The sequence below is a fragment of the Comamonas kerstersii genome, assembly GCF_002056725.1.
In the GTDB taxonomy this organism is placed as follows: Bacteria; Pseudomonadota; Gammaproteobacteria; order Burkholderiales; family Burkholderiaceae_C; genus Comamonas; species Comamonas kerstersii.
Genome location: NZ_CP020121.1, coordinates 103,278 through 128,736, shown reverse-complemented (window position 1 = coordinate 128,736; position 25,459 = coordinate 103,278). Strand labels below are relative to the sequence as shown.

Genomic DNA, 25,459 nt, shown 5'->3' with positions numbered 1-25,459 from the left:
CTTACTTGCGGAACATGGCCAGCATGCGACGGGTCACGGCAAAGCCACCGAACATGTTGATGGCCGTGAGCACCAGTGCGGCAAAGGCCAGCCAGGTAATCAGGCTGTCAGGGCGGCCATCGGTGCCTGCGGCGGGCGAAGCAATCTGCACCAGCGCGCCAATGGCGATGATGGAGGAGATGGCATTGGTCACGCTCATCAGTGGCGTGTGCAGCGCAGGCGTGACGTTCCACACCACCATGTAGCCAATAAAGCAGGCCAGCACGAACACGGTGAAGTGGCCCAGGAAGGCCTCGGGCGCATAGGCACCGACGAACCAGAAAGCGACTGCAGCGATGGCGAAAATGATGGCCAGTGTCTTGGCAGGCAGCGGGCCGGCGCTGCCGTGACCATGGGCGGACTTTTTCTCGGCAGCAGCAGGCGCTGTGGCAGGCTTGGGCGCAGGGGCAGGCTGAGTTTTGAGCGGTGGCGCTGGCCAGGTGATGGCGCCGTCCTTGATGACCGTCAGGCCACGGATGGCATCGTCTTCCATGTTCACGAAAGCCTTGCCGTCCTTGGCCTTGCACAGCTCTTCGATCAGGCGCAGCAAGTTGGTGGCGTACAGCGTGGACGACTGCTTGGCCAGGCGCGAAGCTAGGTCGGTATAGCCAATGATGGTCACGCCATGGCGTACTACGGCTTCATCGCGCACCGTCAGTTCACAGTTGCCGCCTTGCTCGGCCGCCATGTCTACGATGACGCTGCCGGGCTTCATGCTCTTGACCATCTCTTCGGTGATCAGGCGTGGCGCAGGCTTGCCGGGGATCAGGGCCGTGGTGATGATGATGTCGGCATCCTTGGCCTGGCTTGCGTACATCTGGCGCTGCGCTGCCTGGAAGCCCTCGCTCATCACCTTGGCGTAGCCACCACCGCCGGAGCCGTCTTCTTCGTAGTCCACCTTGATGAACTCGCCGCCGAGCGACTTGACCTGGTCGGCCACTTCGGCACGTGTGTCGTTGGCACGCACGATGGCGCCCAGATTGGCGGCCGTGCCAATGGCAGCCAGACCGGCTACACCGGCACCCGCGACGAACACCTTGGCCGGAGGCACCTTGCCCGCAGCGGTGATCTGACCGTTGAAGTAGCGGCCAAAGGCGTTGGCCGCTTCAATCACGGCGCGGTAGCCTGAGACACCGGCGGTAGAGGTCAGCGCGTCCATCTTCTGCGCGCGGCTGAGCGTGCGGGGCAGGCAGTCCATGGCCAGCACGGTGGCTTGCTTGTCGGCCAGTTGCTGCATCAGCTCGGGGTGCTGGGCAGGCCAGATGAAGCTGATGATGGTGGTGCCAGGTCGAATCAGCGCCACTTCTTCGCTGCTGGGGCCGCGGACCTTGAGCACGATGTCGGCGGCAGCCCACAGCTCGGCGGCGCTGCCCACGACGCTGGCACCTGCGGCGCGGTAGCTGTCGTCGCTGAACTGCGCTGGCTCGCCAGCACCGCTTTCGATGACGACTTCAAAGCCCAGCTTGATCAGCTTTTCCACCACCTCGGGCACGGTAGCTACGCGCTTTTCCAGGGGAAACGTTTCCCGAGGCACGCCAATGCGCTGGGGCGTGGAGTGAGAGGCGTCAGTCATGGGTAGACCTCCAGAATTTTGTAAACGTTGTCAGGTGCGCGTCATGGCGCGCAAGAATCCTGCGTATCGCGGATGCCTTCTTATGCGTAACTCGCATGAAGTCATGCAAGCATTCCTTGGGCGCATCCTACAAGCCTTTGTCACCGTGCTTTCGGATGGTGCCTATCTCGTTTGGATGCACTGTTTTGAGGCGTGACATGCAAAAAATGAACAGGATTTGTGCATTTCTCTCGTAAATGCACTGTTTTGGAGATGTTTTTGGCGGCGTGCACCATGCGCGTGCAAGTGCTTGCTTGCGCTGTCTGCGATATGTGCATTATCTAAACAAGATGTATCAATGTCTTTGTTGCGACAATTGAAGGCCTTTTGCCGCGTTCGCGCACGTAGGAAATGCCCTGTGTGCGCAGATGCAGGCAAGGTCTTAGCTTAGATAGCAATAAGCTGAGAGCTTTTTATTGGTTGGATTCGCTGGCAGAACACGGGATACTTTGCGCACCATTTCGGTGCTTGGGTTGAAGCACCAGTTTTGCAACGGAAGAAAGTACTTGGGCCGCTTTCGGGCGGCCATTTTTTCAAGTGCGGGCTTTTAAGTCCGGATGCGGGTCTGCACTTCCGCTTCCAGAATGGCGAAGGCACGCCACTCCATGGCCTGCAGTTGTTCAGTGACGGTCATGGGCAGATCCCGCGTCAGCACGGCAGCGCCCAGGTCACTGAGCAGTGCGTTGCCCGTGGTGGGTTCATACAGGATGTTGTGGGCGTAGATGTCACCATGCACGATGCCGTGGGCGTGCAGATGGGTGATGGCGCTGTGCACGCACTCCAGCAGGCGGGTGGCAGTCTGTGGGCTGAAATGCGTGTCAGGCGCATAGACATCGCGCGTGCAGCTGGTAAAGCTGGGTGGTCCGGCCAGATTCACATATCCGGTGGGAAGCAGTGGCAGCGCCATGGCAAGCTTGCCTTCAGGGTGGCCATGCACGGCGGCTAGCGGTGTGAGCAAGTGGGGGTGAGCCCCGGCTGCCAGCCCGGCTGCCAGTTCTGACTGCGGCGTGCCATCACTGGTGGCCGATGCCTTGAACACTTTGAGAGCCAGCGGCTGATGGCTGCCTTTGACCGTGGCGCGGTAGATGTGGCCGCTGGCACCTTCACCCAGCAGTTCATGCAGTTGCAGATTTTGATAAAAAATGGCCGTTTGTGCAGATGCAGCAAGCGCTGATAGCTCACTTTTTTGTGTCATGGGGTTGCCTGCCACTGCAGGCCAGGCCAGTGCAGGCAGCGTGAGCAGGCTGTCTGGCAGTGTGGTGAAGCAGTTGCTGGCGATGCGCAGCAGCTCCAGACGCGTGCAGCCAGACAGATCGGGCAGTGCATGCAGCTGGTTGCACGAGAGCATGAGCTTTTGCAGCCGTGGGCGCTGGCCCAGGCTGTCGGGCAGCTGGCTGATCTGGTTGTCGGTCAGAATCAGCCAGCGCAGCCGGGGTGGCAGGCTGTCTGCGGGTACATGCTGAATCTGGCAGGCCTTGAACCCCACCATCTCCAGCTGCGGGCACTGGCCGAGCACACGGGGCAGTTCGGTGAATGGGTTGCAGGAGGCAAACAGAATGCGCAGCTGTGGAAAGTGCGCCAGTTCATTGGGTAGGGCCGTGAGCTGGTTGCCGGACAGGTCCAGGATTTCCAGCGTGTCAGCCAGATCCAGCAACTGGCGGGGGAAGTGGCTGAGGCCCAGATGGGTCAGTCGTACATGGCGCGCACCAGCCAGCGCGCCGCTTTCTAAGTCTTCAAGGGTATGCATGCGGGCGCCAGTGTAGTGCGGGCGCCAGATGGCTTAGCGGTAGCTGGTAAAGACCGAGGTGCTGACGCCGCTGCCCAGCATGCGCTTGGTCACGAGGAGTACGTCATAGGGATCCTTGCGGCCGCCATAGACGGCGCCGTCCATGCCAGGGCTGCCAATGGGCATGCCAGGCACGGTAATGCCGAGCGCCTTGGGCTTTTGCTGCAGTAGCTTGTGCACATCGGCTGCGGGCACATGGCCTTCGACCACATAGCCTCCCACCAGCGCCGTATGACAGGAACCCAGCTCTGGCGGTAGCCCCAGCTTGGCGCGCACGGCATTGTTGCCGCCGTGGTGGATCTGTACGGCAAAGCCATTGGCTTGCAGATGATCAATCCAGTCTTGGCAGCAGCCGCAGCTGGGGTCTTTCCAGACCTCAACCGGGATGCGTGAGGGGGAGGCAGCCCACAGCGACGGAGCGACCAGTGCGGCTGCAGCAGCCGTGGCATGCAGCAAAGCGCTGCGGCGAGAAAGGGATGTGTGTGCAGTCATGAGCGGATTCTCGCAGCTGTGTGCAGGTCTGTACTACGCGGCAGATCAAGCATGGGTAGATATTCAGCCCCCGTAGCGACCAGGGCGATGGTTCATGGAGAGGACCTGGTTCAGCGTCAGTGCTGCTACGACAGACCACAGGGCACGTTCCAGATCCACGATGAAAAAGGCGCTGAGCAGGACCAGGCAGTCCAATGTCATCTGCACATAGCCAGCACGCCAGCCGCAGCGCTCCTGCAGATACAGCGCCGTAATGCCAAAGCCACCCAGGCTGCAGCGGTGGCGAAACAGCACCAGCATGCCCATGCCCATGAGCATGCCGCCAACGAGGGCGGCATAGGCGGGCTGCACCATGTCAATGTGGACATAGTAGGACTGCAGTTCAGACGTCAGCGACAGCAGCCCCACCGCGGCAAATGTCTTGAGCGTAAAGGCCAGGCCCATCTTGCGAATCGCCAGCCAGTAAAAGGGCAGGTTCAGCACAAAAAACCACAGACCAAAACTCCAGTCGGTCGCGTAGTCCAGCGCAAATGCCAGACCTGCCATGCCACCTGTCACCAGCCCTGCCTGCTTGAACAGGATCACGCCGACCGAGACCAGCAGCACACCGGTCAGTATGGCTGCCGCATCTTCCAGCGGCGTGTGTGGCAGAGGCTGGGGCGGGGTGGAAGCTGTAGAGGCGGAGCGCATGGTTGGTAGAGTATTTTTTTTGAGCGTCAATCGGTAAAAGCGCGAGGATTATGCAACCCCAACTGCGATTGCGCTCGTTTTTTGTGTGCTTATTCGATGCGGCGCAAGCGCAGCCCGTTGGCTACCACCAGCAGGCTCACGCCCATGTCTGCCAGTACCGCCAGCCACATGCTGGCGCTGTCGGCCAGCGCCAGTCCAAAAAAGGCAGCCTTGATAGATAGGGCCAGCGCAATGTTCTGCCACAGCACCACGTGTGCGCGGCGAGACAGTTCAATGGTGGCGGGAATGCGGCGCAGGTCGTCGTTCATGAGCACCACGTCTGCGGTTTCCATGGCCATGCCCGTGCTGTGTGCGCCGCCCATGGCAAAGCCCATGTCGGCCTGCGCCAGCGCAGGTGCATCGTTGATGCCATCGCCCACCATGCCGACTGCGCCTTGCTGCTGCAGGGCTTGTAGCTGCTGGAGCTTGTCTTGCGGCAGCAGACCGCCCTGAGCCTGTGTGATGCCTGCCTGCGCTGCAATGGCACGCACCGCATCGGGATGGTCGCCACTGAGCATGACGGGTGTAATGCCCATGGCCTGCAGCTGGGCTACAGCTTCTGCAGCTTCGGGGCGCAGGCGGTCGGCCACGGCAAACAGGGCCAGGACCTCGGTGGCGGTTGCCAGCAGGCTGACGCTGCGGCCCTGCTGGGTGTGGGCGGTGATGGCAGCCTGCAGTGCGGGGCTGTCCAGCTGCTGCTCCTGTGCCCAGCGCAGATTGACCAGGTAATAGGTCTGGCCCTGAATGCGGGCCTGCACACCACGGCCAGGCAGGGCCAGCAGTGCTTCAGCCTCGCTGCTGGCAGTGATCTGCTCTTGCAGCCCCAGCGCAATGGCTCGGGAGACCGGGTGGTCAGAGCGCGATGCCAGGCTCCATGCCAGTTGCATGGCCTGGGGTGCAGGTACGGTGGTCGTCAGCAGCTGCCAGTCCACCAGCGCAGGCTTGCCGGTGGTGAGTGTGCCGGTCTTGTCCAGCGCAACGGTACGCAGCAGGCGTGCAGCTTCCAGGCTGCTGCCGCCTTTGAGCAGCACACCCTGGCGCGCTGCGCTGGTGAGGGCGCTGACCACGGTGACTGGTGTGGACAGCACCAGTGCACAGGGGCAGGCAATCACCAGCAAGGCCAGGGCCTGGTAGATGGCGTTCAGCCAGCCCCAGCCCCAGAACAGCGGTGCGATCACTGCCAGGCCAATGGCCAGCAGCATGACGATGGGGGTGTAAATAGCGGCAAACCGATCGACAAAACGCTGGGTCGGGGCCTTGCGGGCCTGTGCCTGCTCCACGGCGCGGACGATGCGCGCCAGCATGGAGTCTGCCGTGGCGGCCGTCACCTGGACCTGCAGCTCGGCTTCCTGGTTGATGCTGCCTGCCCAGACGGCATCGCCCGGGGCCTTGTCTACGGGCACGCTCTCACCGGTGATGGGGGCCTGGTTCACGCTGCTGTGGCCAGCGGTGATGCTGCCATCCAGCGGAATGCGTGCACCCGGAGCCACGCGTACCGTGGCGCCAGCCGGTACTTCGGCCGTGGGCATGGTGATGCTGCTGCCATCGGACTGCACCACCTGCGCTGTGTCGGGGGCCAGCTGCAGCAGCGCGCGGATGGCCAGCCGTGCGCGGTCCATGGCCTGGTCTTCAATGCGCTCGGCCGCGGCGTACAGGGCCATGACCATGGCAGCCTCGGGCCACTGGCCAATCAGAAAAGCGCCGGTTACGGCCACGGCCATCAGGGCATGGATGCCCAGCTGCAGCCGCCACAGGCTTTTCAGGCCAGATTTGTAGACCCCCAGGCCGGCCAGCCCAATGGCCAGCACGGCCAGTGCCATGCCTGCATAGTGCAGCGCCGGGTACTGCGGGGTGAACCAGTGCGCCGCTTCGGCCAGCAGTGCAAAGAGCAGTGCGGCGCTGATGCGGGGCCAGCCGGGCAGTACGCCGTGGTCGTGGCCGTGGTCGTTCGCATCTGCATGGGAGTGTGCATGTGCATCGTCGTGCGCATGGGCTTGAGAGGTGCAGCAGGGGAGGTGTTTATCGTTCATGCCATGATTGGAAAGTTGAAAGTCACTTCAAGGTCAAGCCCCATGACAGCATTGCGCATAGGAGAAGCGGCACAACGCACCGGCGTGTCGGCTGCCAATATTCGCTACTACGAAAAACAGGGCCTGCTGGCACCGGCCATGCGGCAGGAAAACGACTATCGCCTCTATACCGAGGCCGATCTGCACCGGCTGCGCTTTATCCGCATGTGCCGAGCCATGGACATGTCGCTGGACGAGGTGCGCATCCTGCTGGCGCTGGACGGGCAAAAGCCTGATGACTGCCATGCTGCCACGGCCACCATCAGCGCCCACCTGCAGCATGTGCGGCAGCGGCTGGCGGAGCTGCGTGCGCTGGAAAAGGCGCTGCAGTCCCTGAAAAACCTGTGCGATGGCAGGCAGCCGCACTGCAATCTGATTGCAGCCCTGCATGCCCAGGCCGAGCAGGACACGCGGCCTGAGCCTGGCACGCAGGTCAAGCGGCATGTGTGAGCGCAGCTTGAATGCTTTCAAAATAAAAGCGCCTTGCGCTTGAAATACGAGCATTTCAAATAGAAAACTATTTCAAATACAGTAGGGGTGAGCGCAAGCCGCTCTACTTTTTAATTTTTGAACCCGTCTGCCTGGCTGGCACGGGAGAAAGAGAAGACATGCAGGACATGGATTGGCGTGGCGTGCGAGCCATGGTGTTTGATATGGATGGCACTTTGCTCAATACCGAGCAGGTCATCGTGCATGCTGCCAGCCAGACCCTGGAGCACCTGGGCCATGGCCCTTTGCCCGAGGGCTATCGCATGCCCAATATGTTTGGCACGGCGGCTGATCTGATGGCCGATGTGCTGATTGACCGTGGCGTGCCGCTGCCGCCCACCGGGCGTGCACAGCTGGGGGCGCTGTTCGAGCGCTTTTATGCCGAGCGCCCAGCGGGCAGTGCACCGCTGTATGAGGGTGTGCGCGAATGGCTGCAGTACGTGCACGAGCGCGGCATTGCCCTGGCTGTGTGCACCAACAAGCAGTACGACCTGGCCATCCATGGTCTGGAAGCAGCGGGCATCTTGCCCTTGTTCGATGCCGTCACCGGGCGTGACACCTGCGGTATCCCCAAGCCTGCGCCAGACCCACTGTTGCATACCCTGTCGCAGCTGCATGTGCCGCCGCAGGATGCGCTGTACTTTGGCGACACCCATGTGGATGCAGCCTGCGCGGATGCGGCCGGTGTGCGCTTTGTGTGGTTTTCCGCAGGCTTTGGCACGCCACGGGTGCGTGAGTATCCGCAGGCGCTGGCATTTACGGACTACCCATCGCTGCAGCAGCTGGCCAGCTTTTAAGAACGGCTGCCAGCAGCACAACCCGCGCAAGGTGGGTTGTGTGTGAGGAAAGACCTGAGGCTTTTTTGGGGAGACTCAGCGCCAGGTAGGCTCAGGACCTCGGTAGCCCAGTGCCTGCGAAATTTCATAGGCCGTGCTCTGCAGCTTGGGCAGCCAGCCTTCGTCCAGGCGATCGGCGGGGGCGGAAATCGACAGGGCGGCAATCAGCTTGGCCTGGTCGTCATAGATGCCAGCGGCCATGCATCGCACGCCCAGCTCCAGCTCCTCGTTGTCGTAGGCGACGCCGGTGTCGCGAATCTTTTGCAGCTCGCGCTCCAGCACAGGCAGCTGGGTGATGCTGTTGTGCGTATTACCCGCCAGACCCGTGCGCATGGCGTAGGCGCGCACACGCTGGGGCTCATCGACGGACAGGAACAGCTTGCCGTTGGAGGTCAGGTGCAGCGGTGCATGACCGCCAATGGCGCGCACCACCTGCATGCCCGAGCGCTCGCTGTAGGCACGCTCCACATAGACGATTTCATCACCCTGGCGCACGCTGAGATTGACGGGCTGCTGGATCAGCTTGTGCAGCTGGCGCATGCCGGGCAGTGCGGTTTCGCGCACGCTCAGGCGGGCCTTGACCAGATTGCCCAGTTCCAGAAAGCGCATGCCCAGGCGGTAGCTGCCGGATTCCGGGCGGTCTACGAAGCGGCCTGCAGCCAGATCATTGAGGATGCGGTGGGCGGTGGAGGGGTGCAAACCCGTCTTCTCGCTGATTTCCTTGAGCGACACGGCTTCTTCACGGGCGGCCAGAACGTCGATCAGGACAAACATGCGCTCTAGCACTTGAACACTGGGTTTGGCGGGCGTGGTGTCGAGATCGTTTTTCTTCATGTGAAATCCAAGACAAGATGGCCGGATTCTAGCCTCGTGCTACGGGTGTTGGATACATCTGTGGCGTTGGGGGTGCACGGCTTGCGCGCAGCTCAGGGTTTGTTCATACGCTGCCACTGCCTGTCGCGCAGCACCTCGTGGGGGTGAAACAGTGCCTTGTAGCGCATCTTGGGGGACTGCTCAATCCAGTAGCCCAGGTAGGCATAGGGCAGGCCCAGGCTGCGCGCATAGGCAATCTGCCACATCACGTTGAAGGTGCCGTAGCTGGCCTGTGCATCAGGCTCGTAGAAGGTGTAGACCGCAGACAGGCCGTCTTCCAGGTAGTCGATGATGGAGACCATGCGCAGCGCGCCATCTGCCGTGGGGTCGCGAAATTCCACCAGCCGCGTCTCGACACGGCTTTGCAGCAGGAACTGCGTGTATTGCTCGGTGTTGTCCTGGTCCATGCCGCCGCCGCTGTGGCGTGCATGCTGGTAGCGCTGGTACAGCGCATAGTGCTCGGGCGAAAAATGCAGGTTGTGCACCGTGGCCTGCAGATGCTGGTGCTGCCTGTAGGCGCGGCGCTGGCTGCGGTTGGGGTGGAATTCCTGCGCCAGCACACGCAGAGGCTGGCAGGCCTGGCACTGGCTGCAGTAAGGCCGGTAGGTAAACATGCCACTGCGGCGAAAACCGCGTGCCACCAGCGCCGAGTAGACCTCTGACTGAATCAGATGGCTGGGCACGGCAACCTGCGAACGGGCCTCCAGCCCTGGCAGATAGCTGCAGGGGTAGGGGGCTGTGGCATAGAACTGCAATTGGTAGTGCGGCAGATCGTTGAGCTGCGTCATGCGTATCAAAGGGAGATACCGAGTCGCTCCCAGTATATGGGGTGCAGTTGCCAGTCCATGGCTGGGTGCTGCTGCTGGCGAGCAGCTTCTGCCAGAAATTCGGCACGGGGGCGCTCGCGGGCACCCAGTGATGCCAGATGTGCTGTCGCCTGCTGGCAGTCGATCTGCGTGGCCCCATGGTGGCGGCACAGGGCCACCAGTGCAGCAAGGGCGATTTTGGATGCATCGCTCACATGGGCAAACATGGACTCCCCATACACGGCCTGGCCGAGCGCCACGCAGTACAGACCGCCGACGAGCTGGCCATCGATCCAGGTTTCTACGCTGTGGGCCAGACCCTGCGCGTGCAGACCGCAATAAGCGTCGATGATGTTGGGCACGATCCAGGTGCCATCCTGCCCCGGGCGTGCGGTGTTTGCACAGTGCTGCATGACCTGGCGAAAGCTGGTGTCGATGCGCACTTCACAGCCGGGTGTGCGCAGAAACTTGCGTAGCGTCCTGCGCAGTGAGGGGTGCAGGCGGAATTCCTCGGGGCACAGCACCATGCGTGGGTCGGGTGACCACCAGAGGTTGGGCTGTCCGGGGCTGAACCACGGAAAAATACCGTTGCGGTAGGCCTCCTTCAGGTGCTCAGCATCGAGCGTGCCGCCGGCTGCCAGCAGGCCAGGCATGGGGCTGTCATCCCCCCAGGCAGCTTCGACGGGAGGGAAGGGATCATCGGCATCGAGCCAGGTCAGTGCTTGCATTACTTGATAGAAAATCTTGGTAGAGAGCGTTGATAGGTGTGTACTTACATCAATGGATAAGGTCATTGCTGCGTCAATGCAGAGCAGTTCCTACAGTGGGTGCTGTCCTATGGGGACATGGCAGCAAATCAAAAATAGCTATGGTTACAGCAGTGACAACACATTATGTGGAATGGCAGTGTTGCCAGCGGAACCAAGGAGGTTTAGCCATGGGTTGGAAACATCTTTTCAGCAGAGAGCCGCGCTATATCCGGCGTACCCGTGGCTATTTGCAGGAAGCGCGACTGGCCATGCTCGAGCACCGCATCGCTGCCGAGCATTACCAGGCGTCGGCTGATATGTATGCAGAACGTGCCCGCCGCCTGGAAGAAGAAATCGCAGCCTGGGAAGCAGAGCACCAGTCGCATGATGAGGTGGCTGAAAGCGCATCGGTTGGGCTTGGCAAGCAGGTCAGTACAGCGCGTACAGAGACGGAAGGCGCTGGTGCCAGCAGCACGCCTGCCAGCGTTGGCATTATCCGGGCAGCGTAGACCACCGAGCAGCTGGAGTGCTGTGTGCGCTGCTGGCAAAGGGCGGCTTCAGGCCGCCCTTGTGTTTTCTGGACTGCTGCTTGCTGTTAGATGACCGCAGGGGTGCGGCGCATGCGCTCGGCAGCCTCTTTGCTGCAAAGGGCTTCACTGTACAAAAAGCCCTGTCCTATGGTGCAGCCCGCTTCCAGCAGCATGCGGCGGTGTGTGGCTGTTTCCACGCCTTCGGCCATCACGTCCAGACCCAGGTTGGGGCCCAGCTGGGCAATGGCCTGAACGATGGCGTAGATGGTGCGCTCCTGCTCCATGCGGTGGACAAACTCGCAGTCAATCTTCAAGGCGTGGACAGGGTGGTCGCGCAGGTGGGTGAATGAGGAGTGGCCGGTGCCAAAGTCATCGAGCGCAATGCGCACGCCTGCCGCTTTCAGCTGCTGCGCTGCACGCACCACAAAGGCTGCACCGCGGTCTGCCAGCATGTGCTCGGTGATCTCTACTTCTATCCAGCGCGGAGCGACGTTGTATCGGGCCATGCGGCTGAGCAGACGTTCTGCATAGTCATCCCGCAGAAATTCCACGGGTGCGGCATTGATGGCCACAGGCACCAGCGGCAGTCCCTGCTGTGACCACTGCGACAGATCGCTCAGCACCTGGTTCTGGGTAAAGTCTGCAAGCTGTGTGGCCAGCTCATAGTCGCCGAAGGCCTCAGCGTGTCGTTGACGTGCTTGAAGTGGTCCAGGTCCAGCAGCAGCAGGCCGAGCATGTGGTCGTCAGCATGTGACTTGTTCAGCAGGTAGGCCAGGCGCTGCTTGAGCGCGCGGCGATTGGGCAGCCCGGTGAGTTCGTCGTGGTCTGAAGCAAATCGCAGGCGTTTTTCTGCCTCGCGCTGCAGGGTCACATCACGCGAGACGCACAGAATGCCTATGGTCCTGCCGTCCTCATCCTTCATGGGGGTGAGGATGTTGTCCCAGTGCTGAGGCTTGCCGCCAGCCACACTCAGGCCTGCAAAGCGCGCATTCTTGCCCTGGCGTGCTGCCTGGAGTGCACGCATGCCGCGTGGCCGTATCTCTGGTGGCAGCAGATCCAGCCACTTAATGCCAAATTGGCTCTCGTTTTCAGCCACTCCAAGCGCAATACAGCCCGAGCGGTTCATATGCTTGAGGGAGCCATCGGGGCGCAAAATCTTGATGCAGTCCACGCTCACGTCGAGCATGCAGGTTTGCAGCATGCTGCTTTCGTGCAGGATGGCCTGGCGCAGCACGCGCTCGTGGATGTCGGTAAACGACAGCAGTGGCACTGCCTGTGCGTGCTATGAGGGATGGCGGCACAGCGCCAGCACCCAGCGGTAGTGCTCGTCATGGCGGCGCAGGCGCAGCTGCGCTTCAAAGGTTTTTTGCGCTTGAACGCTTTGCTGCCATTGCTGGCGTGCTGCGGCCTGGTCTTCGGGGTGCACCAGCTCCAGCCAGTCCTGTGGAACATGTCCGCCGGTGTACTCACGCCAGGCCAGGTTGCCGTGCGGCTGCCCATCCTGGCGCATCCAGACCATGTGCGGCAGTTCATCCAGCACAGCGAGGTGATCTGCGCCAGAGCGGGCAGACACGCTGGCGCTGTGGCTCGATGACTGCGCTGCGTCATCAGTGTGCGGTGTCGGGGCGTGCTTGAAGTACATGCCTGGTTCCATCGTCTCAGGGTGCGCTGCAGGGGGTGCAAGCTTTGCACAACAGTCGTCTGGAGTATCGGCGACTGTGCGGGTGGGCATTGTCAGCCAAGAGGCAAAGCGATTTACCAAGAAAAAAGCCAAGCATTGTGAACAATGCTTGGCTTTATCTTTTGGCTCCCCGACCTGGGCTCGAACCAGGGACCTGCGGATTAACAGTCCGTCGCTCTACCGACTGAGCTATCAGGGAACATTTTGGTGTTGCCTTGGTTTTTGAATTGCAAGGCTAGCAATTGTGGCTCCCCGACCTGGGCTCGAACCAGGGACCTGCGGATTAACAGTCCGTCGCTCTACCGACTGAGCTATCAGGGAACATTTTGGTGTTGCCTTGGTTTTGAAATTGCAAGGCTAGCAATTGTTGGCTCCCCGACCTGGGCTCGAACCAGGGACCTGCGGATTAACAGTCCGTCGCTCTACCGACTGAGCTATCAGGGAACATCTCGGTGTTGCCTTGGTTTTGAAATTGCAAGGCTAGCAATTGTGGCTCCCCGACCTGGGCTCGAACCAGGGACCTGCGGATTAACAGTCCGTCGCTCTACCGACTGAGCTATCAGGGAACATTTCGGTGTTGCCTTGGTTTTTGAATTGCAAGGCTAGCAATTGTTGGCTCCCCGACCTGGGCTCGAACCAGGGACCTGCGGATTAACAGTCCGTCGCTCTACCGACTGAGCTATCGGGGAACAAGACCGAGATTATATACGTGGATTTTTGACTGTTTGCCTAGTTTGCAAAAAAAGTGAAGCGGAATGCGCTCAGACAGGCTCGGGGCGCAGCCATAGCCAGACCAGCACCACCGCCATGCAGCTGCTGGCCAGCACCTGTGCCCACAGGGGGGCGGGTGCAATCCACAGGATGATGGCGCACAGTGCCATCATGGCTGCCGCACTGTATTTGGCGCGCCGGCTGACATAGCCGCCTGCCGCCCAGTTCTGCAGCATGGGGCCAAACAGGCGGTGCTGCCACAGCCAGACATGCAGGCGCGGAGAGCTGCGCATGGCGGCCCAGCTGGCAATCAGAATAAAGACCGTGGTCGGCAGGCCCGGGATGAAAACGCCTGCGATGCCCAGCCCCAGTGAGGTGACGGCCAGTGCACGCAGCAGCCAGCGGGTGTACCAGCGCCGGGCGATGGCAGGTGCTGGTATGGGCGAAGGGCTGTCAGAGACTGCAGGCTCGGGAGGCTGGGGCATGCAGCTATTGTGCCTGTGCAAGGCTTGAAGGGGCGGAGGCGCTTTAGAATTGCTCCTGAAATGCAAGCTGTTAGCGCTCGCAATACAAGGGATTGCTATTCATAGATATTGAAAATTCAGCAGGGATAAGCGCTGGCAGCTATGAAGTTGTGAGTTTCGCCGACAAAAAAGGCCTGCAAAGCAGGCCATGATAAGCAAGGGAGTGTGCTTCTACTGCTTGCTGGCAGCGGCAGTCTCTGCGGATTTTTTGGCTTGCTCGGCGCTGCTCTTGCCGATCTTTCCCATAAAGAGTGTGGTGAAGTAGCCTGCCATGATGATGATAATCAGGATCACAACCAAGCTCATCAGACCATAGTCGGTGGAGATCAGTTCGTTCAACAACTTCATAGCCAAATCCTTCGCAAACAGTCGTAGGTGGATGGGATGTGGTCACTATTGCGTGTGCAGGCAGGTTGGCGTTTGCGAAACATCAAAGGTGAACGGCCTGCACTTTGCGCTAGCGCAAGCACCTTGGCGTAATGCCTGCACACTTCTTGCTGGGCAGATGCCCATTGGCTTTCAATCGTGTGAGATTTATTGATGCTTGAACCTTCCAACGTGACCCATGTCGTGCAACTGGCGGTAGCCCCTGTGTTTTTTCTGACGGCGGTGGCCGGCATGATCAGTGCCGTCGCTGGACGCCTGGCGCGCATCATTGATCGTGCACGGGTGCTGGAGGACAGGGTGCGCTCCAGCCAGGACGAGGCCGTGATTGAGCGCGGCCTGCGCGAGCTGGAATATCTGAGCAAGCGCGGCCGTATCTCCAACTGGTCCATCGGGCTGCTGACCCTGTGCGGTTCTCTGATCGGGCTGACCATCGTGCTGCTCTTTGTGGGGCAGGCGTGGATGGCGGCAGGCCACCACGTGGCGGTGGTGTCCTTTCTTGCGGGGGTTGTGTCTTTTATTGCGGCGCTGGGCTGCTTCATGTGGGAGACGGTGCTGGCCACCCATTTGCTGAACTTCAATGTGCTCAAGGCCGGGCGCGAATTGCGGCCATGACGCAGTAGCTGACCCCAATGAACCAGGGCCTGACAGTGTGTCAGGCCCTTGTTGTTTGCAGCTGCGCTTTACGAGCGGGTGTCGGTCTTGGGGTCTATGGGGTCCAGCCAGGACTGGGCCGCATTGATCACGCATTGCGTCAGGCGCTCCAGCCCGGCCTGGGCATTGCGTGCATGTGCCCAGTACAGTGGCACAGAAATACCGCTGTGAGGTACCAACTCCACCAGCGTGCCGTTTTCCAGGTGTTCCTTGATCAGCACCGTAGGGTGCATGCCCCAGGCAATGCCGGAGAGACTTGCGCGCACAAAGGCGTGGGCGGAGGGTACCCAGTGGCGTGGCGGTGTATTGCGTGCAGCAACGCCTTGCTGGTGCAGCCATTTGTCCTGCATGGCGTCTTTGCGGTCATAGGTCAGCATGGGGGCTTGCGACAGCGTCTGCGGGGTCACGCCAGTTTCCCCAAAATAGCGGGCCATGAATTCCGGGCTGGCTGCAGCCACGTAGTGCATATTGGCCAGTGGCCAGATATTGCAGCCGGTGATGTGGCTGGAGGTGGCCGTCACGGCAGCCATCACGTCGCCTTCCTTGATGCGCTTGGCGGTGTGGTCCTGGTCGTCAATGCTGATGTCCAGCAGCTCATTGCCACCCTGGGTGAAGTCGGCCATGGCATCCACAAACCAGCTGTTGAGCGAGTCGGCATTGACCGCGAGCTTGAGCGTGGGGCGTGCCACCTGACCTTCGGGAACAAGTTCGGGGTTGTTGCGGCGCAGCTCGTTTTCCAGCAGGGCGACCTGCTCCACATGCAGGCACAGGCGGCGGCCGGCTTCCGTGCCCGTGCAGGGGGAGCCACGCATGACCAGCACCTGACCCACGCGCTCTTCCAGCAGCTTGATGCGCTGGGAGATGGCCGAAGGGGTGACGTGGAGTTTGCGCGCCGCGCGCTCGAAGCTGCCTTCGCGCAGCACAGCGGCCAATGCTTCCAGTCCAGCGTAGTCGAGCATGTTAGTAAAACTTAATTTGATAGAGATTTTTTAATTTTACTTATGTTTGCAAGCCTTTGAGAATCAAGGGCATGTGGAATGCAAATATGACGGCTGCGTGGCTGGCCGGATTTACCGTATGTTTTTCGCTGATCATCTCGATCGGTGCGCAAAACCTGTATGTGCTGCGTCAGGCCGTCAAGGGCCAGCACGTGCGTGCCTGCGTGGCCTGGTGTGTGATCTCTGACGCTGTGCTTATTGGCCTGGGTGTGGCGGGCATGGCCAGCTTGCTGGCGCGCCACCCAGACTGGGCCTGGTGGCTGGGCATGGGAGGCGTGCTGTTTTTGCTGGGCTATGGCCTGTTTGCCCTGTGGCGCATGGTTACAGCGCCTGATGCGCAGGTGGTGGCTGATGGTGGCCAGGTTGCATCGCGCGGGCTGCTGGGCGTCATCAGCACGCTGGCCGTCATTACCTTGCTTAATCCCCATGTCTATCTGGACACTGTGCTGCTCGTGGGCTCCATTGGTGCACGCCAGGAAGGGCATCTGAAGTGGCTGTTTGTGCTGGGAGCAGCCTGCGCCAGCCTTGCGTGGTTCGGATTGCTGAGCTTTGCGGCCCAGCGCATGCGCAGTCTGTTTGCCAGACCAGCGGCGTGGCGGGTGCTCGATGGCCTGACCGGCGTGATGATGTTGACCCTGGCCTGGTGGGTCTGGCAGGGGCTCTAAAGCCGCAGCACAGCAGAGCGCTTAGTTCAGGCGCGCCAGCACTTCCAGCAGATTCCACTGGTTGCCCAGGATCTGGTAGTGCGCGGTTTCGCCGCTCTTTTGGCTCACCCCTTCAATGATGACGATATTGCCCTGAGTGATGGCCTTGGTCAGCAAGGGCTTGATCTTGTCGTACTGGTGGCGCTCTGCCACATCGCCACGAAATGCCAGCAGGCGTTCACTGTTGGTTTGGGCGTGTTGCTGGTATAGCGCCAGGGTGCGGCTGCGCGTGACTTCGCTCATGCCTTGGGTGATGGCCTTGTCCAGAGGAATGGGGGTGTCGCTCATAGGGCGGTGGGTGTATGCAAAATTTGAATAAGAAGCCTGAATCATGACAGCATAAATTTGCTGCAAATTAAACTTCTTGTTTCAAATTTGGCATGTTTGCCATGCCTCAAAGGGCAGGCTGTTTTCGCCACAAAAAAGCGCTGCCCGTGGGCAGCGCTGGGTGTCAGGAAACGGTGTGCGCGCAGATCAGAACGCAGGGACTACGGCACCCTTGTACTTTTCTTCGATGAACTTCTTGGTCTCGGGCGAGTGCAGCGCCTTCATCAGCTTGGCGATGTCGGCACCATCCGCGCGGTCCTTGCGGGCGGCCACGATGTTGGTGTAAGGCGAATCAGCGTCTTCGATGAACAGCGCATCCTTGGTGGGGTTGAGCTTGGCTTCGATGGCGTAGTTGGTGTTGATCAGGGCCAGGTCCACATCATCGAGTGCGCGGGGCAGCAAAGGCGCTTCCAGTTCTTTGAACTTGAGCTTCTTGGGGTTCTTGACGATGTCCAGTGCCGAAGCGGTCAGGTTGCTGGGGTCCTTGAGCTCGATCAGGCCTTGCTTGGCCAGCAGCAGCAGGGCGCGGCCACCGTTGGAGGGGTCGTTAGGAATGGCGATGGTGGCGCCGTCCTTCAGCTCAGCCGCGCTCTTGACCTTCTTGGAGTAGGCACCAAAGGGCTCTACGTGCACCTTGCCGTTAGGCACTTGCACCAGGCTGCTCTTGCGGTCCTTGTTGTAGCTGTCCAGATAGGGCTGGTGCTGGAAAAAGTTGGCGTCCAGCTGCTTGTCTTCGACGGCGGCATTGGGCTGTACGTAGTCACTGAATTCACGCACCTGCAGTTCAATGCCTTCGGCCTTGAGCTGGGGCTTTACGAAGTTCAGGATTTCTGCGTGGGGCACGGCAGTAGCGGCCACCTTCAGAACGTCAGCAGCGTGGGCAGAGAGGGCTAAAGTGGCAATGGCCACGGCAGTCAGGGTCTTCTTCAACATGATGGTTTTCAGTTCCTGTGACAGAAAAAAAGCGCGTTACACCAAGCCCTGAAAGCACAATGACGCTAGCAGGGAAGGCTTCAAGTGTAGCGGCGCAGCGCAGCCTGCCAACTAATTTTTGTGAATTTGGTTATAAGGAAAGTGGTTTTTATGCGATATCTGGCGATTGGAGCGCGGAGTGACGCCTGAAGATCTGGAAAAACTGGTCACCACCCGCATGCCTTTTGGCAAGTACCAGGATCGGCTGATCTGTGATCTGCCCGGCAACTACCTGGCATGGTTTGCACGTGAAGGCTTTCCGCCGGGCTCTGTGGGCCGTCTGCTGGCGCTGATGCATGAGCTCGATCACAACGGCCTCAAGGGGCTGCTGGAGCCACTCAAGCGCAGGCCTTGAAACCACAACGCCCCGCGGCGTATGCCTGCGGGGCGTTGTGGTTGGAGCTTGTGGCGCCAGCCAGATTACATGGCAGCAGCGCGCGCAGCTTCAGCCTTGGCCTTGGCTTCGTCCAGCTTCTTCTGCAGTTCGGCAGCTTCGGCTTCAGCAGCCTTGGCTTCGGCTTCCGCCTTGGCCTTGGCTTCTGCTTCGGCCTTTGCCTTGTCGTCAGCATCGCTGCCGCTGAAAGCGCCAGCAATAGCGTTGCCAGCCACGGTACCCACAACAGCACCGGCTGCGGTGGCAGCCATGGTGCCCATCAGGCCAGAGCCTGCGGGTGCAGCAGCAGCGGCGGGGGCAGCAGGTGCTGCGGCGGCTGCAGGAGCACTTGCGGGGGTGGCAGGAGTAGCAGGCTTGGCAGCAGCTGTGGGTGCAGGTGTTGCTGGCTTGGCTGGGGCCTTGTTGATGGCAGCGGGACGCACCGACTTGCCACCACCCATGCGTTTGGCATGGGCCAGGCTAGGCGCGGCCAGTGCGGCGATGGTTACGGCGATCACAGAAGCGGTGGTGCGGAAAGAAGTGTTCACTGCAGTTCCTGAAAAGAGGAGATCGAAAAAAGTGATGTCATGGACCGGACCATGCATGGCATGCCGGAGGTCTTTGTGACATGGGGGTTCAGAAGTCAATTGCAAGCCAGAAGTTCCCAAAATTTTGCAGGTCCGTCTGGCTGAAAAGATCTCGCACAGGTGTGATATGAGTGTTTATTAGCGGTGCGAGCAATACATTGTAGACACAGCCTATGGCCGCTCCATAAAAAATAGCTGCCAGCGCTTGAGAATCAATACTTTGAATATGATTAATGTTCAAAGTCCAGTATTCATCAGCGCTGGCAGCTATTGTTTTAGGTGTTGCAGTAGCAGGCTTACTGCAGGATTTCCAGCAGACGGTCCAGGCCACCTTCATTGATGCAGACCTTGGCTTCCGCACGCACGCGGGGCTTGGCGTGGTAGGCCACGGACAGGCCGGCAGCCTGCATCATGGGAATGTCATTGCTGCCGTCGCCCACGGCAATGCACTGCTCAGGCTGGATGCCCAGCAGGCAGGCCACTTCCAGCAGTGTGCGGCGCTTTTCCGCACCGTCGCAGATATCGCCCCAGGGCTGCTCGACCAGGCCACCGGTCAGCACGCCGTCCTTGATCTCCAGCACATTGGCGCGCACAAAGTCGATGTCCAGCAGGCCGCGCACATGCTCTGCAAAGAAGGTAAAGCCACCAGAGACCAACAGCACCTTCAGGCCTGCGGCCTTGGCTGCCTTGACCAGTGTTTCAGCGCCGGGCGAGAGCTTCAGGCGCTCGGCCAGCACGCGCTGCATGTCTGCCTCGGTCACGCCAACCAGCTTGCCCACGCGCTGGCGCAGGCTGTCCTTGAAGTCGGTGATTTCGCCGCGCATGGTGGCTTCGGTAATGGCTGCGACTTCTTCCTTCTTGCCAGTGGCATCTGCGATTTCGTCGATGCACTCAATCGTGATCAACGTGGAGTCCATGTCAAAAGCAATCAGCTTGTAGTCGCTGAGCTTCTGGGGTGCAGTGATGTTCTGGATGGTCAGACCGGGGGCAAATTCGGTGGAAGCAGGCATGGAGGGCAAAGAGCTATGGGTTGCACAAGCAGCCCCGGGCCTTGTGGAACGGGGCAACGGAAGAATTATCAGCCGGATTGCAGTGCCAGGAAGTGCAGCGGTGCATAAGCTGCTGCATCCCAGCTTTGCTGGCGCGCCGCAAGGTGCTTCTCTACCGCCTTGCAGTTCGACGCAGGTCACAAAGGCAGGAGAAAACCGCCTATATCCAGCCACTCCCGGAGAAAGACGAACTGTATCTGACCGTAAACTCGCGCCCTCAGAAAAAATCTCTGGCGTTTGGTCCAGAGAGTGCTACGGTTTCACAAGGACACTGAATGCGGCCTGCTTCATTACCTGCAGACGAAGAACAACGCGTACAAGCACTGGTCAGCACCGGGTTGCTCGATAGCGCTGAAGAGAAGCGGTTTGAGCGGCTTACCAAGCTGGCGCAGCAGGTGCTGCATGTGCCAGTGGCGCTGGTTTCCCTGGTAGATGCGAAACGGCAGTGGTTCAAGTCCCATCAGGGGCTGGAGGTGTGTGAAACACCGCGTGATGTGTCTTTCTGTGCCCATGCCATTCTGGATGGCGAGATTCTGGAAATTGAAGATGCCCGCGCTGATGAACGCTTTGCGGACAACCCCTTGGTCGTTGGCCCGCCGCACATCAGGTTCTATGCCGGAGCGCCGTTGTCCACACAGGATGGCTACCGGATTGGCACGCTGTGTGTGATTGCTGATACCCCCCACCGACTGACGGCTGAAGAGCGCTGCATTCTGCGAGGCCTGGCTGATTGCGTGGAAGCCGAAATTCACAACATCGACCTGCTACGCCAGAGCCAGGCACTGCAGATGACCCAAAAGCTCAATGAGGTCATCAGTCAGGCGCAGTCACAGTTCATTCAGGAGGATGCACGCCGCCAGGCTTTTGACAGTCTGCTGCATGGCCTGCTGCAGCTGACAGACAGCGAATATGGCTTTATTGGCGAAGTGCGCTATCACGCGGATGGCACGCCTTTTCTGAAGACCTACGTCATCACCAATATTGCCTGGAGCGAGGAAACACGTGCTTTCTACGAAAAGCACGCACCGCAGGGCCTGGAATTTACCAATCTGCAGTCACTGTTCGGTGCTGCACTGCTGCAGCGTGAGCCGGTGATTGTGAACCACCCCAGCACAGACCCATGGCGTGGAAAACTGCCCGCAGGGCACCCGGCACTCCATGCTTTTCTTGGTGTGCCGGTCATGCAGGGCAGTGAAATGCTGGCCATGTTTGGCCTGGCCAACCGGCCAGGCGGCTACAGCAAGAAGCTGCTGGACTACCTGGAGCCGCTGGTACGCACCATCGGGCAGCTGGTCACGGCAATGCGCATTCACCAGAAGCAGCACCAGGTGGAGGCTGAGCTTTCGCGCCTGTCCCGTGTGGCCAGCGAAACCACCAACGGTGTGGTCATCACCGATACCGCAGGCAATGTGCAATGGATCAACGATGGCTTTACCCGCATGACGGGCTATACGCTGCCGGAGCTGATTGGCAAGAAGCCTGGCCAGATACTGCGGGATCCGGCCGTCGAGACAGAAGCTGCCGCCACCATGCGTGACGCGCTGGCGCGTGGCGAAGGCTTTGAAGTGGAAGTGCAGAACTACAAGAAAGACGGCAGCGCTTACTGGGTACGCATCAGCTGCTCGCCCATGCGCGGTGACAGTGGGCAGCTACAAGGCTTCATGGCCATTGAGTCCGACATTACGGCGCAGAGAAAAGCCGAGCAGGAGCTGCGCCAGTTCCGCGACACGCTGGACCAGACGCTGGACTGCGTCTACATGTTTGATGCCGAAGATCTGACCTTCTTCTATGCCAACGAAGGGGCCTTGAAACAGGCGGGCTATGACAAGTCAGCGCTGTTCACCATGCACCCCTACGACATCAAGCCCTATTACACAGAAGCGGATCTTCGCGAAGCATTGCAGCCCTTGCTCGATGGCAGCCAGCGCGTGGTGAGGCTGGATACCATGCACAGCCACAAAAATGGCCAGCTCGTGCCGGTGGAGGCATTTGTGCAGTATGTGGTCAACGATGAGCGGCCGCACTTTGTGGCGATTGTGCGTGACATTACCGAACGCAAGCAAAACGAAGAACGTCTGCGCCATCTGGCCACGCACGATGCACTGACTGGCCTGCCCAACCGCAGCCTGTTTCTGGAACGTCTCACACAAGAAATTCAAAGCGCTGAAAGCGAGCATTCCTGCTTTGGCGTGCTGCTGCTGGACCTGGACAACTTCAAGGTGGTCAATGACAGCTTTGGCCACCATCAGGGCGACTACCTGCTCAATGAACTGGCCCAGCGCCTGAGCCGATCCCTGCGCGCAGAGGACACGGTGGCGCGGCTGGGCGGTGATGAATATGCAGCCATTTTGGTGAATGTGCATGAGGAGGAGCAGCTGCGGCTTGCCGCCGAGCGCATGCTTCAGGTGGTCAGTGAGCCCGTCTTGATCCATGGCCAAGAATTTACGCCCTCGGCCAGTATTGGCTACCGCATGTACTCGGAGGATGTGAAAGACGCTGCCACCTTGCTGCGCCATGCCGATGTCGCCATGTACGCGGCCAAAGCTGCCGGGCGCGGCACAGGCATGGCTTACTGCGTGGATATGGGCGCTGTCTCGAACGAACACATGCACATCCAGGCGCGCCTGCGCTCTGCGGTGGAAAAAGGTGCATTCAAGCTGTTCTACCAGCCGCAGGTAGAGACGGCGACTGGCCGCATCATTGGTGCCGAAGCCCTGCTGCGCTGGGATGACCCGGAGCTGGGTCCTGTCTCACCAGGCCGCTTTATTCCGGTGGCAGAAGCCTCGGGCCAGATTCTGCCGCTGGGGGAATGGGTGCTGGAAACCGCATGCCGCCAGATTGCACAGTGGCATGCAATGGGTATGGACCTGCAGGTGTCCATCAACCTGTCTCCCTACCAGTTCCGGCAGGAAGACCTGGTGCAAAAAATCCGTTCTGCCTGTGAGCGCCACCACTGCCCTGTGCACTTGCTGGAGCTGGAAATCACTGAAAGCGCCGCCATGCAAAGCCCAGAGCTGACCAACTACCAGCTCTGTACGCTGGCGCAGGCGGGCTTTTCATTGGCGCTGGATGACTTTGGTACCGGCTATTCCTCGCTGGCCCGCCTGGGGCGGCTGCATGTGAACAAGCTGAAAATCGACCGCAGCTTTATTGTCGAAATTCCGGGCAGCAAAATGTATGAAACCCTGGTGCGCACCACCATCAGCCTGGGTCAGGAAATGGGGATGCAGCTGATTGCGGAAGGCGTGGAAACCGAAGCGCAGCGCCAGTTTCTGGAGGCCAATGGCTGCTTTGCCTATCAGGGCTGGCTATTTAGCAAGGCCGTGCCCGCTGACGAGTTTGTGGGTCTGGTGCAGAAGGTCAATGGCGGGCGGGAGTTATTGCAGGAGGGGTAAGGCAGGGGATTTTTGAGTGTTGAGTGTGGTGAGGGGCGGGAATCGAACCACTGCAGTCTTTTTTGAGGGCAGAGGCCGGTTCGTCGCACCGGCGGGCGAGGTACTTTTTGTGCGCGACAAAAAGTCCCCTTCGCGCTTGTGCGGGGCGGAACTCATATTGCGAAGCAATGTGAGTGGAGACCAAAAAGCGCGTCTGCGACACTGTCCGGCGAAACTCTCTTCGCTCCTACGTCGCTCCGCTCAGACAGCCGCCGGAAATTTGATTTTTTATTTTGATCACGCGCGACGCTTGCGCGCGCGGGGAGGTAGCAAGCGGCGTCGCTCTGTTTGAAAGCCTGCTCTCGACCCAGAGCCGACGTTGGCATGGCTTGTTTGGCTGTCTGCTGTGAAGAGCGTTTCAGATGCCTATCGCCATGACCCAGCCCGACAGCCCGGCCAGCAGAACCACTAATGCTGGCGGAACGCGCCCCACAGTCAGCAGCCCGAATGACAGCAATGCCAGCCCAAAATCCGACTTGCTATGGATCGCGCTCGTCCACACCGGGTCATACAGGGCGGATACCAGAATGCCGACCACCCCGGCGTTGATGCCGGCCATGGCTGTTTGAATGCCAGCGCGATGACGCAGCCCTTCCCAGAATGGCAACGCACCTATGAGCATGAAAAAGGCGGGGAGAAAGATAGTGGCCAGCAGCGCTAGACCACCAATCCAGCCATGCAGCGGGCCGTGGGCGACTGCGCCAAGGTAGGCTGAGAACGTAAACAATGGTCCTGGCACGGCCTGCGCTGCACCGTAGCCAGCCAAGAAGTCGGCATTGCTCACAATGCCGCTAGGCACCACCGCAGCTTGCAGCAGTGGCAAGACAACGTGTCCACCGCCGAAGACCAGTGCGCCGGAACGATATACCCCTTCCAGCAGAGCTATCGTGGACGAGCCCGTGACTGCTGCCCACAATGGCAATCCGACGAGCGGTGCAGCAAACAACAGCAGTGCAACAATGCCCAGCTTGCGCGAAACCGGGTAGCTATGAGCCTGGCCACCGCCAGGTTGAGCTATCTTTAATTGCCACCATCCCAGCAACCCCGCCACCGCGATGGCGGCAACCTGTCCCAGCGCCGAGGGCAAGATCATGGTCAGCAGTGCTGCCAGAATTGCGAGTGCAGCACGGGGTCGATCTGGACACAGTGACTTAGCCATACCCCATACAGCCTGCGCCACGATGGCCACGGCGACAACCTTGAGTCCATGTACCCAGCCAGACTGCGCCAGACCTTGGTATTCGGCGATGCCGAAGGCAAACAGGATCAATGCAATAGCAGACGGCAAAGTAAAGCCCGCCCAGGCTGCCAGCAATCCAGACCAGCCTGCGCGGCCTAGCCCCAGCGCCATGCCGACTTGGCTGCTGGCCGGTCCGGGTAGGAACTGGCACAGGGCTACCAGATCGGAGTAGCTGCGGTCATCCAGCCAGCGGCGGCGCTCGACAAACTCCGATCGGAAATAGCCTAGGTGAGCGATGGGTCCACCAAAGGAGGTCAGGCCTAGTTTGAGAAAGGCGCCAAAGACTTCGACAGTCGTTCCCCGCGCGGGAGTGGTTTCGTGCGACAAGGTGTTGGTGGAATCGGTCATTTGTGCATTGCCTCCCCGGTGAACTCCCGGATGCGCTCCTTGGCCAGCGCCAAGCCTTCTTTGCCCTTGCTCGTGATCGTGTAGAGCTTGCGCACCGTGCGCCCTTCGCGCTCCTGCCGCGAGACAAGGTAGCCGTCCCGCTCCATCTTGTGCAGCATCGGGTAGAGCGTTCCAGGAGACAGGCGGTAGCCGTGATGAGCCAGCTCGTCGATCATCCATTGCCCATAAATTTCCTGTTCGGCAGCATGGTGCAGCACATGCAGGCGAATAAACCCGGACAGAAGGTCGTGGTGCTCTAGTGTGTTTGGTGTTGGTTTTTTTGTCATATCGAATGTCGATATCGAAATTCGATGATAACTCTTGCATGAGCACTTAGTGTGTTTGGCCGATGTCCCTTCTTCCGATAGATCACGCGGGCTTTAAGGTCTGGCTTCTTAAGGCTGGCAGTTGGAGCTGTATCAGT

The 25,459-nt window shown here is 60.1% G+C and carries 28 protein-coding genes and 5 tRNA genes; 7 read left to right on the top strand and 26 right to left on the bottom strand.

The window, feature by feature from the left end; translation table 11 throughout:
• Position 1 precedes the first annotated feature (1 nt).
• From B5M06_RS00610 to B5M06_RS00590, 5 genes are all read right to left on the bottom strand, one after another.
• Positions 2-1,612, bottom strand: a complete 1,611-nt coding sequence (locus B5M06_RS00610) for a Re/Si-specific NAD(P)(+) transhydrogenase subunit alpha (RefSeq protein WP_054064949.1) — start codon at positions 1,610-1,612, stop codon at positions 2-4.
• A 586-nt stretch (positions 1,613-2,198) separates the two neighbouring features.
• Positions 2,199-3,398 (bottom strand): leucine-rich repeat-containing protein kinase family protein, encoded by a 1,200-nt coding sequence (locus tag B5M06_RS00605; RefSeq protein WP_054064950.1) that lies wholly within the window; start codon positions 3,396-3,398, stop codon positions 2,199-2,201.
• Between the two features lie 33 nt (positions 3,399-3,431).
• Positions 3,432-3,929: a DUF411 domain-containing protein gene (locus B5M06_RS00600; protein WP_054064951.1), complete on the bottom strand. Its 498-nt coding sequence runs from the start codon at positions 3,927-3,929 to the stop codon at positions 3,432-3,434.
• A gap of 63 nt (positions 3,930-3,992) precedes the next feature.
• The gene (locus B5M06_RS00595) at positions 3,993-4,619 is read right to left on the bottom strand and encodes a YitT family protein (protein WP_054064964.1); all 627 of its coding nucleotides are present in this window, start codon (positions 4,617-4,619) and stop codon (positions 3,993-3,995) included.
• Positions 4,620-4,708: 89 nt separating this feature from the next.
• Positions 4,709-6,688 (bottom strand): heavy metal translocating P-type ATPase, encoded by a 1,980-nt coding sequence (locus B5M06_RS00590; protein ID WP_054064952.1) that lies wholly within the window; start codon positions 6,686-6,688, stop codon positions 4,709-4,711.
• 42 nt (positions 6,689-6,730) lie between these two features.
• On the opposite strand from B5M06_RS00590, the gene B5M06_RS00585 reads away from it, so the two are divergent.
• Positions 6,731-7,177, top strand: a complete 447-nt coding sequence (locus B5M06_RS00585) for a MerR family transcriptional regulator (RefSeq protein WP_054064953.1) — start codon at positions 6,731-6,733, stop codon at positions 7,175-7,177.
• A gap of 158 nt (positions 7,178-7,335) precedes the next feature.
• Positions 7,336-8,013, top strand: a complete 678-nt coding sequence (locus tag B5M06_RS00580) for an HAD family hydrolase (protein WP_054064954.1) — start codon at positions 7,336-7,338, stop codon at positions 8,011-8,013.
• A gap of 75 nt (positions 8,014-8,088) precedes the next feature.
• Here the strand turns inward: B5M06_RS00580 and B5M06_RS00575 are convergent, their stop codons facing one another.
• The 3 genes from B5M06_RS00575 to aat form a co-directional block, all read right to left on the bottom strand.
• Positions 8,089-8,886: an IclR family transcriptional regulator gene (locus B5M06_RS00575; protein ID WP_054064955.1), complete on the bottom strand. Its 798-nt coding sequence runs from the start codon at positions 8,884-8,886 to the stop codon at positions 8,089-8,091.
• 92 nt (positions 8,887-8,978) lie between these two features.
• The gene (locus B5M06_RS00570) at positions 8,979-9,713 is read right to left on the bottom strand and encodes an arginyltransferase (protein WP_054064956.1); all 735 of its coding nucleotides are present in this window, start codon (positions 9,711-9,713) and stop codon (positions 8,979-8,981) included.
• Between the two features lie 5 nt (positions 9,714-9,718).
• Positions 9,719-10,459, bottom strand: coding sequence for a leucyl/phenylalanyl-tRNA--protein transferase (gene aat / locus B5M06_RS00565; RefSeq protein ID WP_054064957.1), 741 nt, complete (start codon positions 10,457-10,459; stop codon positions 9,719-9,721).
• 209 nt (positions 10,460-10,668) lie between these two features.
• On the opposite strand from aat, the gene B5M06_RS00560 reads away from it, so the two are divergent.
• Complete coding sequence (locus tag B5M06_RS00560; RefSeq protein WP_080025128.1) at positions 10,669-10,989, top strand: hypothetical protein; 321 nt, start codon at positions 10,669-10,671, stop codon at positions 10,987-10,989.
• Between the two features lie 86 nt (positions 10,990-11,075).
• Here the strand turns inward: B5M06_RS00560 and B5M06_RS16780 are convergent, their stop codons facing one another.
• The 10 genes from B5M06_RS16780 to B5M06_RS00520 all read right to left on the bottom strand — a co-directional run bounded on the left by B5M06_RS16780 (position 11,076) and on the right by B5M06_RS00520 (position 14,274).
• The gene (locus B5M06_RS16780; RefSeq protein ID WP_054064958.1) at positions 11,076-11,633 is read right to left on the bottom strand and encodes an EAL domain-containing protein; all 558 of its coding nucleotides are present in this window, start codon (positions 11,631-11,633) and stop codon (positions 11,076-11,078) included.
• Positions 11,627-12,280 carry a sensor domain-containing diguanylate cyclase gene (locus B5M06_RS16775; protein ID WP_054064959.1) on the bottom strand — a complete coding sequence of 218 codons (654 nt, stop codon included), beginning with the start codon at positions 12,278-12,280 and terminating at the stop codon, positions 11,627-11,629. Before B5M06_RS16775 ends, B5M06_RS16780 begins: the two co-directional genes overlap by 7 nt.
• Positions 12,281-12,292: 12 nt before the next feature.
• Positions 12,293-12,652, bottom strand: coding sequence for a PAS domain-containing protein (locus B5M06_RS16770; RefSeq protein ID WP_162777348.1), 360 nt, complete (start codon positions 12,650-12,652; stop codon positions 12,293-12,295).
• Positions 12,653-12,814: 162 nt separating this feature from the next.
• Positions 12,815-12,890 (bottom strand) — tRNA-Asn (locus B5M06_RS00550).
• Positions 12,891-12,936: 46 nt separating this feature from the next.
• A tRNA-Asn gene (locus B5M06_RS00545) sits at positions 12,937-13,012 on the bottom strand.
• Between the two features lie 47 nt (positions 13,013-13,059).
• Positions 13,060-13,135 (bottom strand) — tRNA-Asn (locus B5M06_RS00540).
• A gap of 46 nt (positions 13,136-13,181) precedes the next feature.
• Positions 13,182-13,257 (bottom strand) — tRNA-Asn (locus B5M06_RS00535).
• A gap of 47 nt (positions 13,258-13,304) precedes the next feature.
• Positions 13,305-13,380 (bottom strand) — tRNA-Asn (locus B5M06_RS00530).
• A 72-nt stretch (positions 13,381-13,452) separates the two neighbouring features.
• Positions 13,453-13,887 (bottom strand): YbaN family protein, encoded by a 435-nt coding sequence (locus B5M06_RS00525; protein WP_054066250.1) that lies wholly within the window; start codon positions 13,885-13,887, stop codon positions 13,453-13,455.
• Positions 13,888-14,097: 210 nt separating this feature from the next.
• Positions 14,098-14,274: a DUF3149 domain-containing protein gene (locus B5M06_RS00520; protein WP_077344541.1), complete on the bottom strand. Its 177-nt coding sequence runs from the start codon at positions 14,272-14,274 to the stop codon at positions 14,098-14,100.
• 192 nt (positions 14,275-14,466) lie between these two features.
• Here B5M06_RS00520 and B5M06_RS00515 point away from each other — a divergent pair, with 192 nt between their 5' ends.
• A complete protein-coding gene (locus B5M06_RS00515) occupies positions 14,467-14,925 on the top strand; it encodes a DUF2721 domain-containing protein (protein WP_054066251.1) in 459 nt (152 codons plus the stop codon).
• A gap of 68 nt (positions 14,926-14,993) precedes the next feature.
• Here B5M06_RS00515 and B5M06_RS00510 read toward each other — a convergent pair whose 3' ends face one another.
• The gene (locus B5M06_RS00510) at positions 14,994-15,923 is read right to left on the bottom strand and encodes an HTH-type transcriptional regulator ArgP (RefSeq protein WP_054066252.1); all 930 of its coding nucleotides are present in this window, start codon (positions 15,921-15,923) and stop codon (positions 14,994-14,996) included.
• Between the two features lie 71 nt (positions 15,924-15,994).
• Here B5M06_RS00510 and B5M06_RS00505 point away from each other — a divergent pair, with 71 nt between their 5' ends.
• Positions 15,995-16,627, top strand: coding sequence for a LysE/ArgO family amino acid transporter (locus B5M06_RS00505; RefSeq protein WP_054066253.1), 633 nt, complete (start codon positions 15,995-15,997; stop codon positions 16,625-16,627).
• A 21-nt stretch (positions 16,628-16,648) separates the two neighbouring features.
• Here the strand turns inward: B5M06_RS00505 and B5M06_RS00500 are convergent, their stop codons facing one another.
• Both B5M06_RS00500 and B5M06_RS00495 read right to left on the bottom strand, forming a co-directional pair.
• Positions 16,649-16,954, bottom strand: a complete 306-nt coding sequence (locus tag B5M06_RS00500; protein ID WP_054066254.1) for a hypothetical protein — start codon at positions 16,952-16,954, stop codon at positions 16,649-16,651.
• 186 nt (positions 16,955-17,140) lie between these two features.
• A complete protein-coding gene (locus B5M06_RS00495; RefSeq protein ID WP_054066255.1) occupies positions 17,141-17,926 on the bottom strand; it encodes a MetQ/NlpA family ABC transporter substrate-binding protein in 786 nt (261 codons plus the stop codon).
• Between the two features lie 178 nt (positions 17,927-18,104).
• On the opposite strand from B5M06_RS00495, the gene B5M06_RS00490 reads away from it, so the two are divergent.
• A complete protein-coding gene (locus tag B5M06_RS00490; protein WP_054066274.1) occupies positions 18,105-18,320 on the top strand; it encodes a DUF3820 family protein in 216 nt (71 codons plus the stop codon).
• 65 nt (positions 18,321-18,385) lie between these two features.
• Here the strand turns inward: B5M06_RS00490 and B5M06_RS00485 are convergent, their stop codons facing one another.
• From B5M06_RS00485 to serB, 3 genes are read right to left on the bottom strand one after another with little or no spacing between them, the layout of a single operon-like run.
• A complete protein-coding gene (locus tag B5M06_RS00485) occupies positions 18,386-18,943 on the bottom strand; it encodes a hypothetical protein (protein WP_054066256.1) in 558 nt (185 codons plus the stop codon).
• A 31-nt stretch (positions 18,944-18,974) separates the two neighbouring features.
• Positions 18,975-19,262 carry a hypothetical protein gene (locus B5M06_RS16925; protein ID WP_162781719.1) on the bottom strand — a complete coding sequence of 96 codons (288 nt, stop codon included), beginning with the start codon at positions 19,260-19,262 and terminating at the stop codon, positions 18,975-18,977.
• On the bottom strand, positions 19,222-19,935 hold the full coding sequence (serB, locus tag B5M06_RS00480; protein WP_054066257.1) for a phosphoserine phosphatase SerB: 714 nt from the start codon (positions 19,933-19,935) through the stop codon (positions 19,222-19,224). The genes B5M06_RS16925 and serB overlap by 41 nt, the downstream gene beginning before the upstream one ends.
• A gap of 314 nt (positions 19,936-20,249) precedes the next feature.
• On the opposite strand from serB, the gene B5M06_RS00475 reads away from it, so the two are divergent.
• Complete coding sequence (locus B5M06_RS00475) at positions 20,250-23,369, top strand: EAL domain-containing protein (protein ID WP_054066258.1); 3,120 nt, start codon at positions 20,250-20,252, stop codon at positions 23,367-23,369.
• 397 nt (positions 23,370-23,766) lie between these two features.
• Here the strand turns inward: B5M06_RS00475 and chrA are convergent, their stop codons facing one another.
• Positions 23,767-24,996 carry a chromate efflux transporter gene (gene chrA / locus B5M06_RS00470; RefSeq protein WP_054066259.1) on the bottom strand — a complete coding sequence of 410 codons (1,230 nt, stop codon included), beginning with the start codon at positions 24,994-24,996 and terminating at the stop codon, positions 23,767-23,769.
• Complete coding sequence (locus tag B5M06_RS00465; RefSeq protein ID WP_003052407.1) at positions 24,993-25,322, bottom strand: PadR family transcriptional regulator; 330 nt, start codon at positions 25,320-25,322, stop codon at positions 24,993-24,995. Before B5M06_RS00465 ends, chrA begins: the two co-directional genes overlap by 4 nt.
• Positions 25,323-25,459: the final 137 nt, after the last annotated feature.

Excerpts from the sequence above, each read along its gene's own strand:
- B5M06_RS00610 (WP_054064949.1), bottom strand. The coding sequence starts at position 1,612 with ATGACTGACGCCTCTCACTCCACGCCCCAGCGCATTGGCGTGCCTCGG.
- B5M06_RS00605 (WP_054064950.1), bottom strand. The coding sequence starts at position 3,398 with ATGCATACCCTTGAAGACTTAGAAAGCGGCGCGCTGGCTGGTGCGCGC.
- B5M06_RS00600 (WP_054064951.1), bottom strand. The coding sequence starts at position 3,929 with ATGACTGCACACACATCCCTTTCTCGCCGCAGCGCTTTGCTGCATGCC.
- B5M06_RS00595 (WP_054064964.1), bottom strand. The coding sequence starts at position 4,619 with ATGCGCTCCGCCTCTACAGCTTCCACCCCGCCCCAGCCTCTGCCACAC.
- B5M06_RS00590 (WP_054064952.1), bottom strand. The coding sequence starts at position 6,688 with ATGAACGATAAACACCTCCCCTGCTGCACCTCTCAAGCCCATGCGCAC.
- B5M06_RS00585 (WP_054064953.1), top strand. The coding sequence starts at position 6,731 with ATGACAGCATTGCGCATAGGAGAAGCGGCACAACGCACCGGCGTGTCG.
- B5M06_RS00580 (WP_054064954.1), top strand. The coding sequence starts at position 7,336 with ATGCAGGACATGGATTGGCGTGGCGTGCGAGCCATGGTGTTTGATATG.
- B5M06_RS00575 (WP_054064955.1), bottom strand. The coding sequence starts at position 8,886 with ATGAAGAAAAACGATCTCGACACCACGCCCGCCAAACCCAGTGTTCAA.
- B5M06_RS00570 (WP_054064956.1), bottom strand. The coding sequence starts at position 9,713 with ATGACGCAGCTCAACGATCTGCCGCACTACCAATTGCAGTTCTATGCC.
- aat (WP_054064957.1), bottom strand. The coding sequence starts at position 10,459 with ATGCAAGCACTGACCTGGCTCGATGCCGATGATCCCTTCCCTCCCGTC.
- B5M06_RS00560 (WP_080025128.1), top strand. The coding sequence starts at position 10,669 with ATGGGTTGGAAACATCTTTTCAGCAGAGAGCCGCGCTATATCCGGCGT.
- B5M06_RS16770 (WP_162777348.1), bottom strand. The coding sequence starts at position 12,652 with ATGTACTTCAAGCACGCCCCGACACCGCACACTGATGACGCAGCGCAG.
- B5M06_RS00525 (WP_054066250.1), bottom strand. The coding sequence starts at position 13,887 with ATGCCCCAGCCTCCCGAGCCTGCAGTCTCTGACAGCCCTTCGCCCATA.
- B5M06_RS00520 (WP_077344541.1), bottom strand. The coding sequence starts at position 14,274 with ATGAAGTTGTTGAACGAACTGATCTCCACCGACTATGGTCTGATGAGC.
- B5M06_RS00515 (WP_054066251.1), top strand. The coding sequence starts at position 14,467 with ATGCTTGAACCTTCCAACGTGACCCATGTCGTGCAACTGGCGGTAGCC.
- B5M06_RS00510 (WP_054066252.1), bottom strand. The coding sequence starts at position 15,923 with ATGCTCGACTACGCTGGACTGGAAGCATTGGCCGCTGTGCTGCGCGAA.
- B5M06_RS00505 (WP_054066253.1), top strand. The coding sequence starts at position 15,995 with ATGTGGAATGCAAATATGACGGCTGCGTGGCTGGCCGGATTTACCGTA.
- B5M06_RS00500 (WP_054066254.1), bottom strand. The coding sequence starts at position 16,954 with ATGAGCGACACCCCCATTCCTCTGGACAAGGCCATCACCCAAGGCATG.
- B5M06_RS00495 (WP_054066255.1), bottom strand. The coding sequence starts at position 17,926 with ATGTTGAAGAAGACCCTGACTGCCGTGGCCATTGCCACTTTAGCCCTC.
- B5M06_RS00485 (WP_054066256.1), bottom strand. The coding sequence starts at position 18,943 with ATGCATGGTCCGGTCCATGACATCACTTTTTTCGATCTCCTCTTTTCA.
- B5M06_RS16925 (WP_162781719.1), bottom strand. The coding sequence starts at position 19,262 with ATGAAGGTGGCCTGGACCGTCTGCTGGAAATCCTGCAGTAAGCCTGCT.
- serB (WP_054066257.1), bottom strand. The coding sequence starts at position 19,935 with ATGCCTGCTTCCACCGAATTTGCCCCCGGTCTGACCATCCAGAACATC.
- B5M06_RS00475 (WP_054066258.1), top strand. The coding sequence starts at position 20,250 with ATGCGGCCTGCTTCATTACCTGCAGACGAAGAACAACGCGTACAAGCA.
- chrA (WP_054066259.1), bottom strand. The coding sequence starts at position 24,996 with ATGACCGATTCCACCAACACCTTGTCGCACGAAACCACTCCCGCGCGG.
- B5M06_RS00465 (WP_003052407.1), bottom strand. The coding sequence starts at position 25,322 with ATGACAAAAAAACCAACACCAAACACACTAGAGCACCACGACCTTCTG.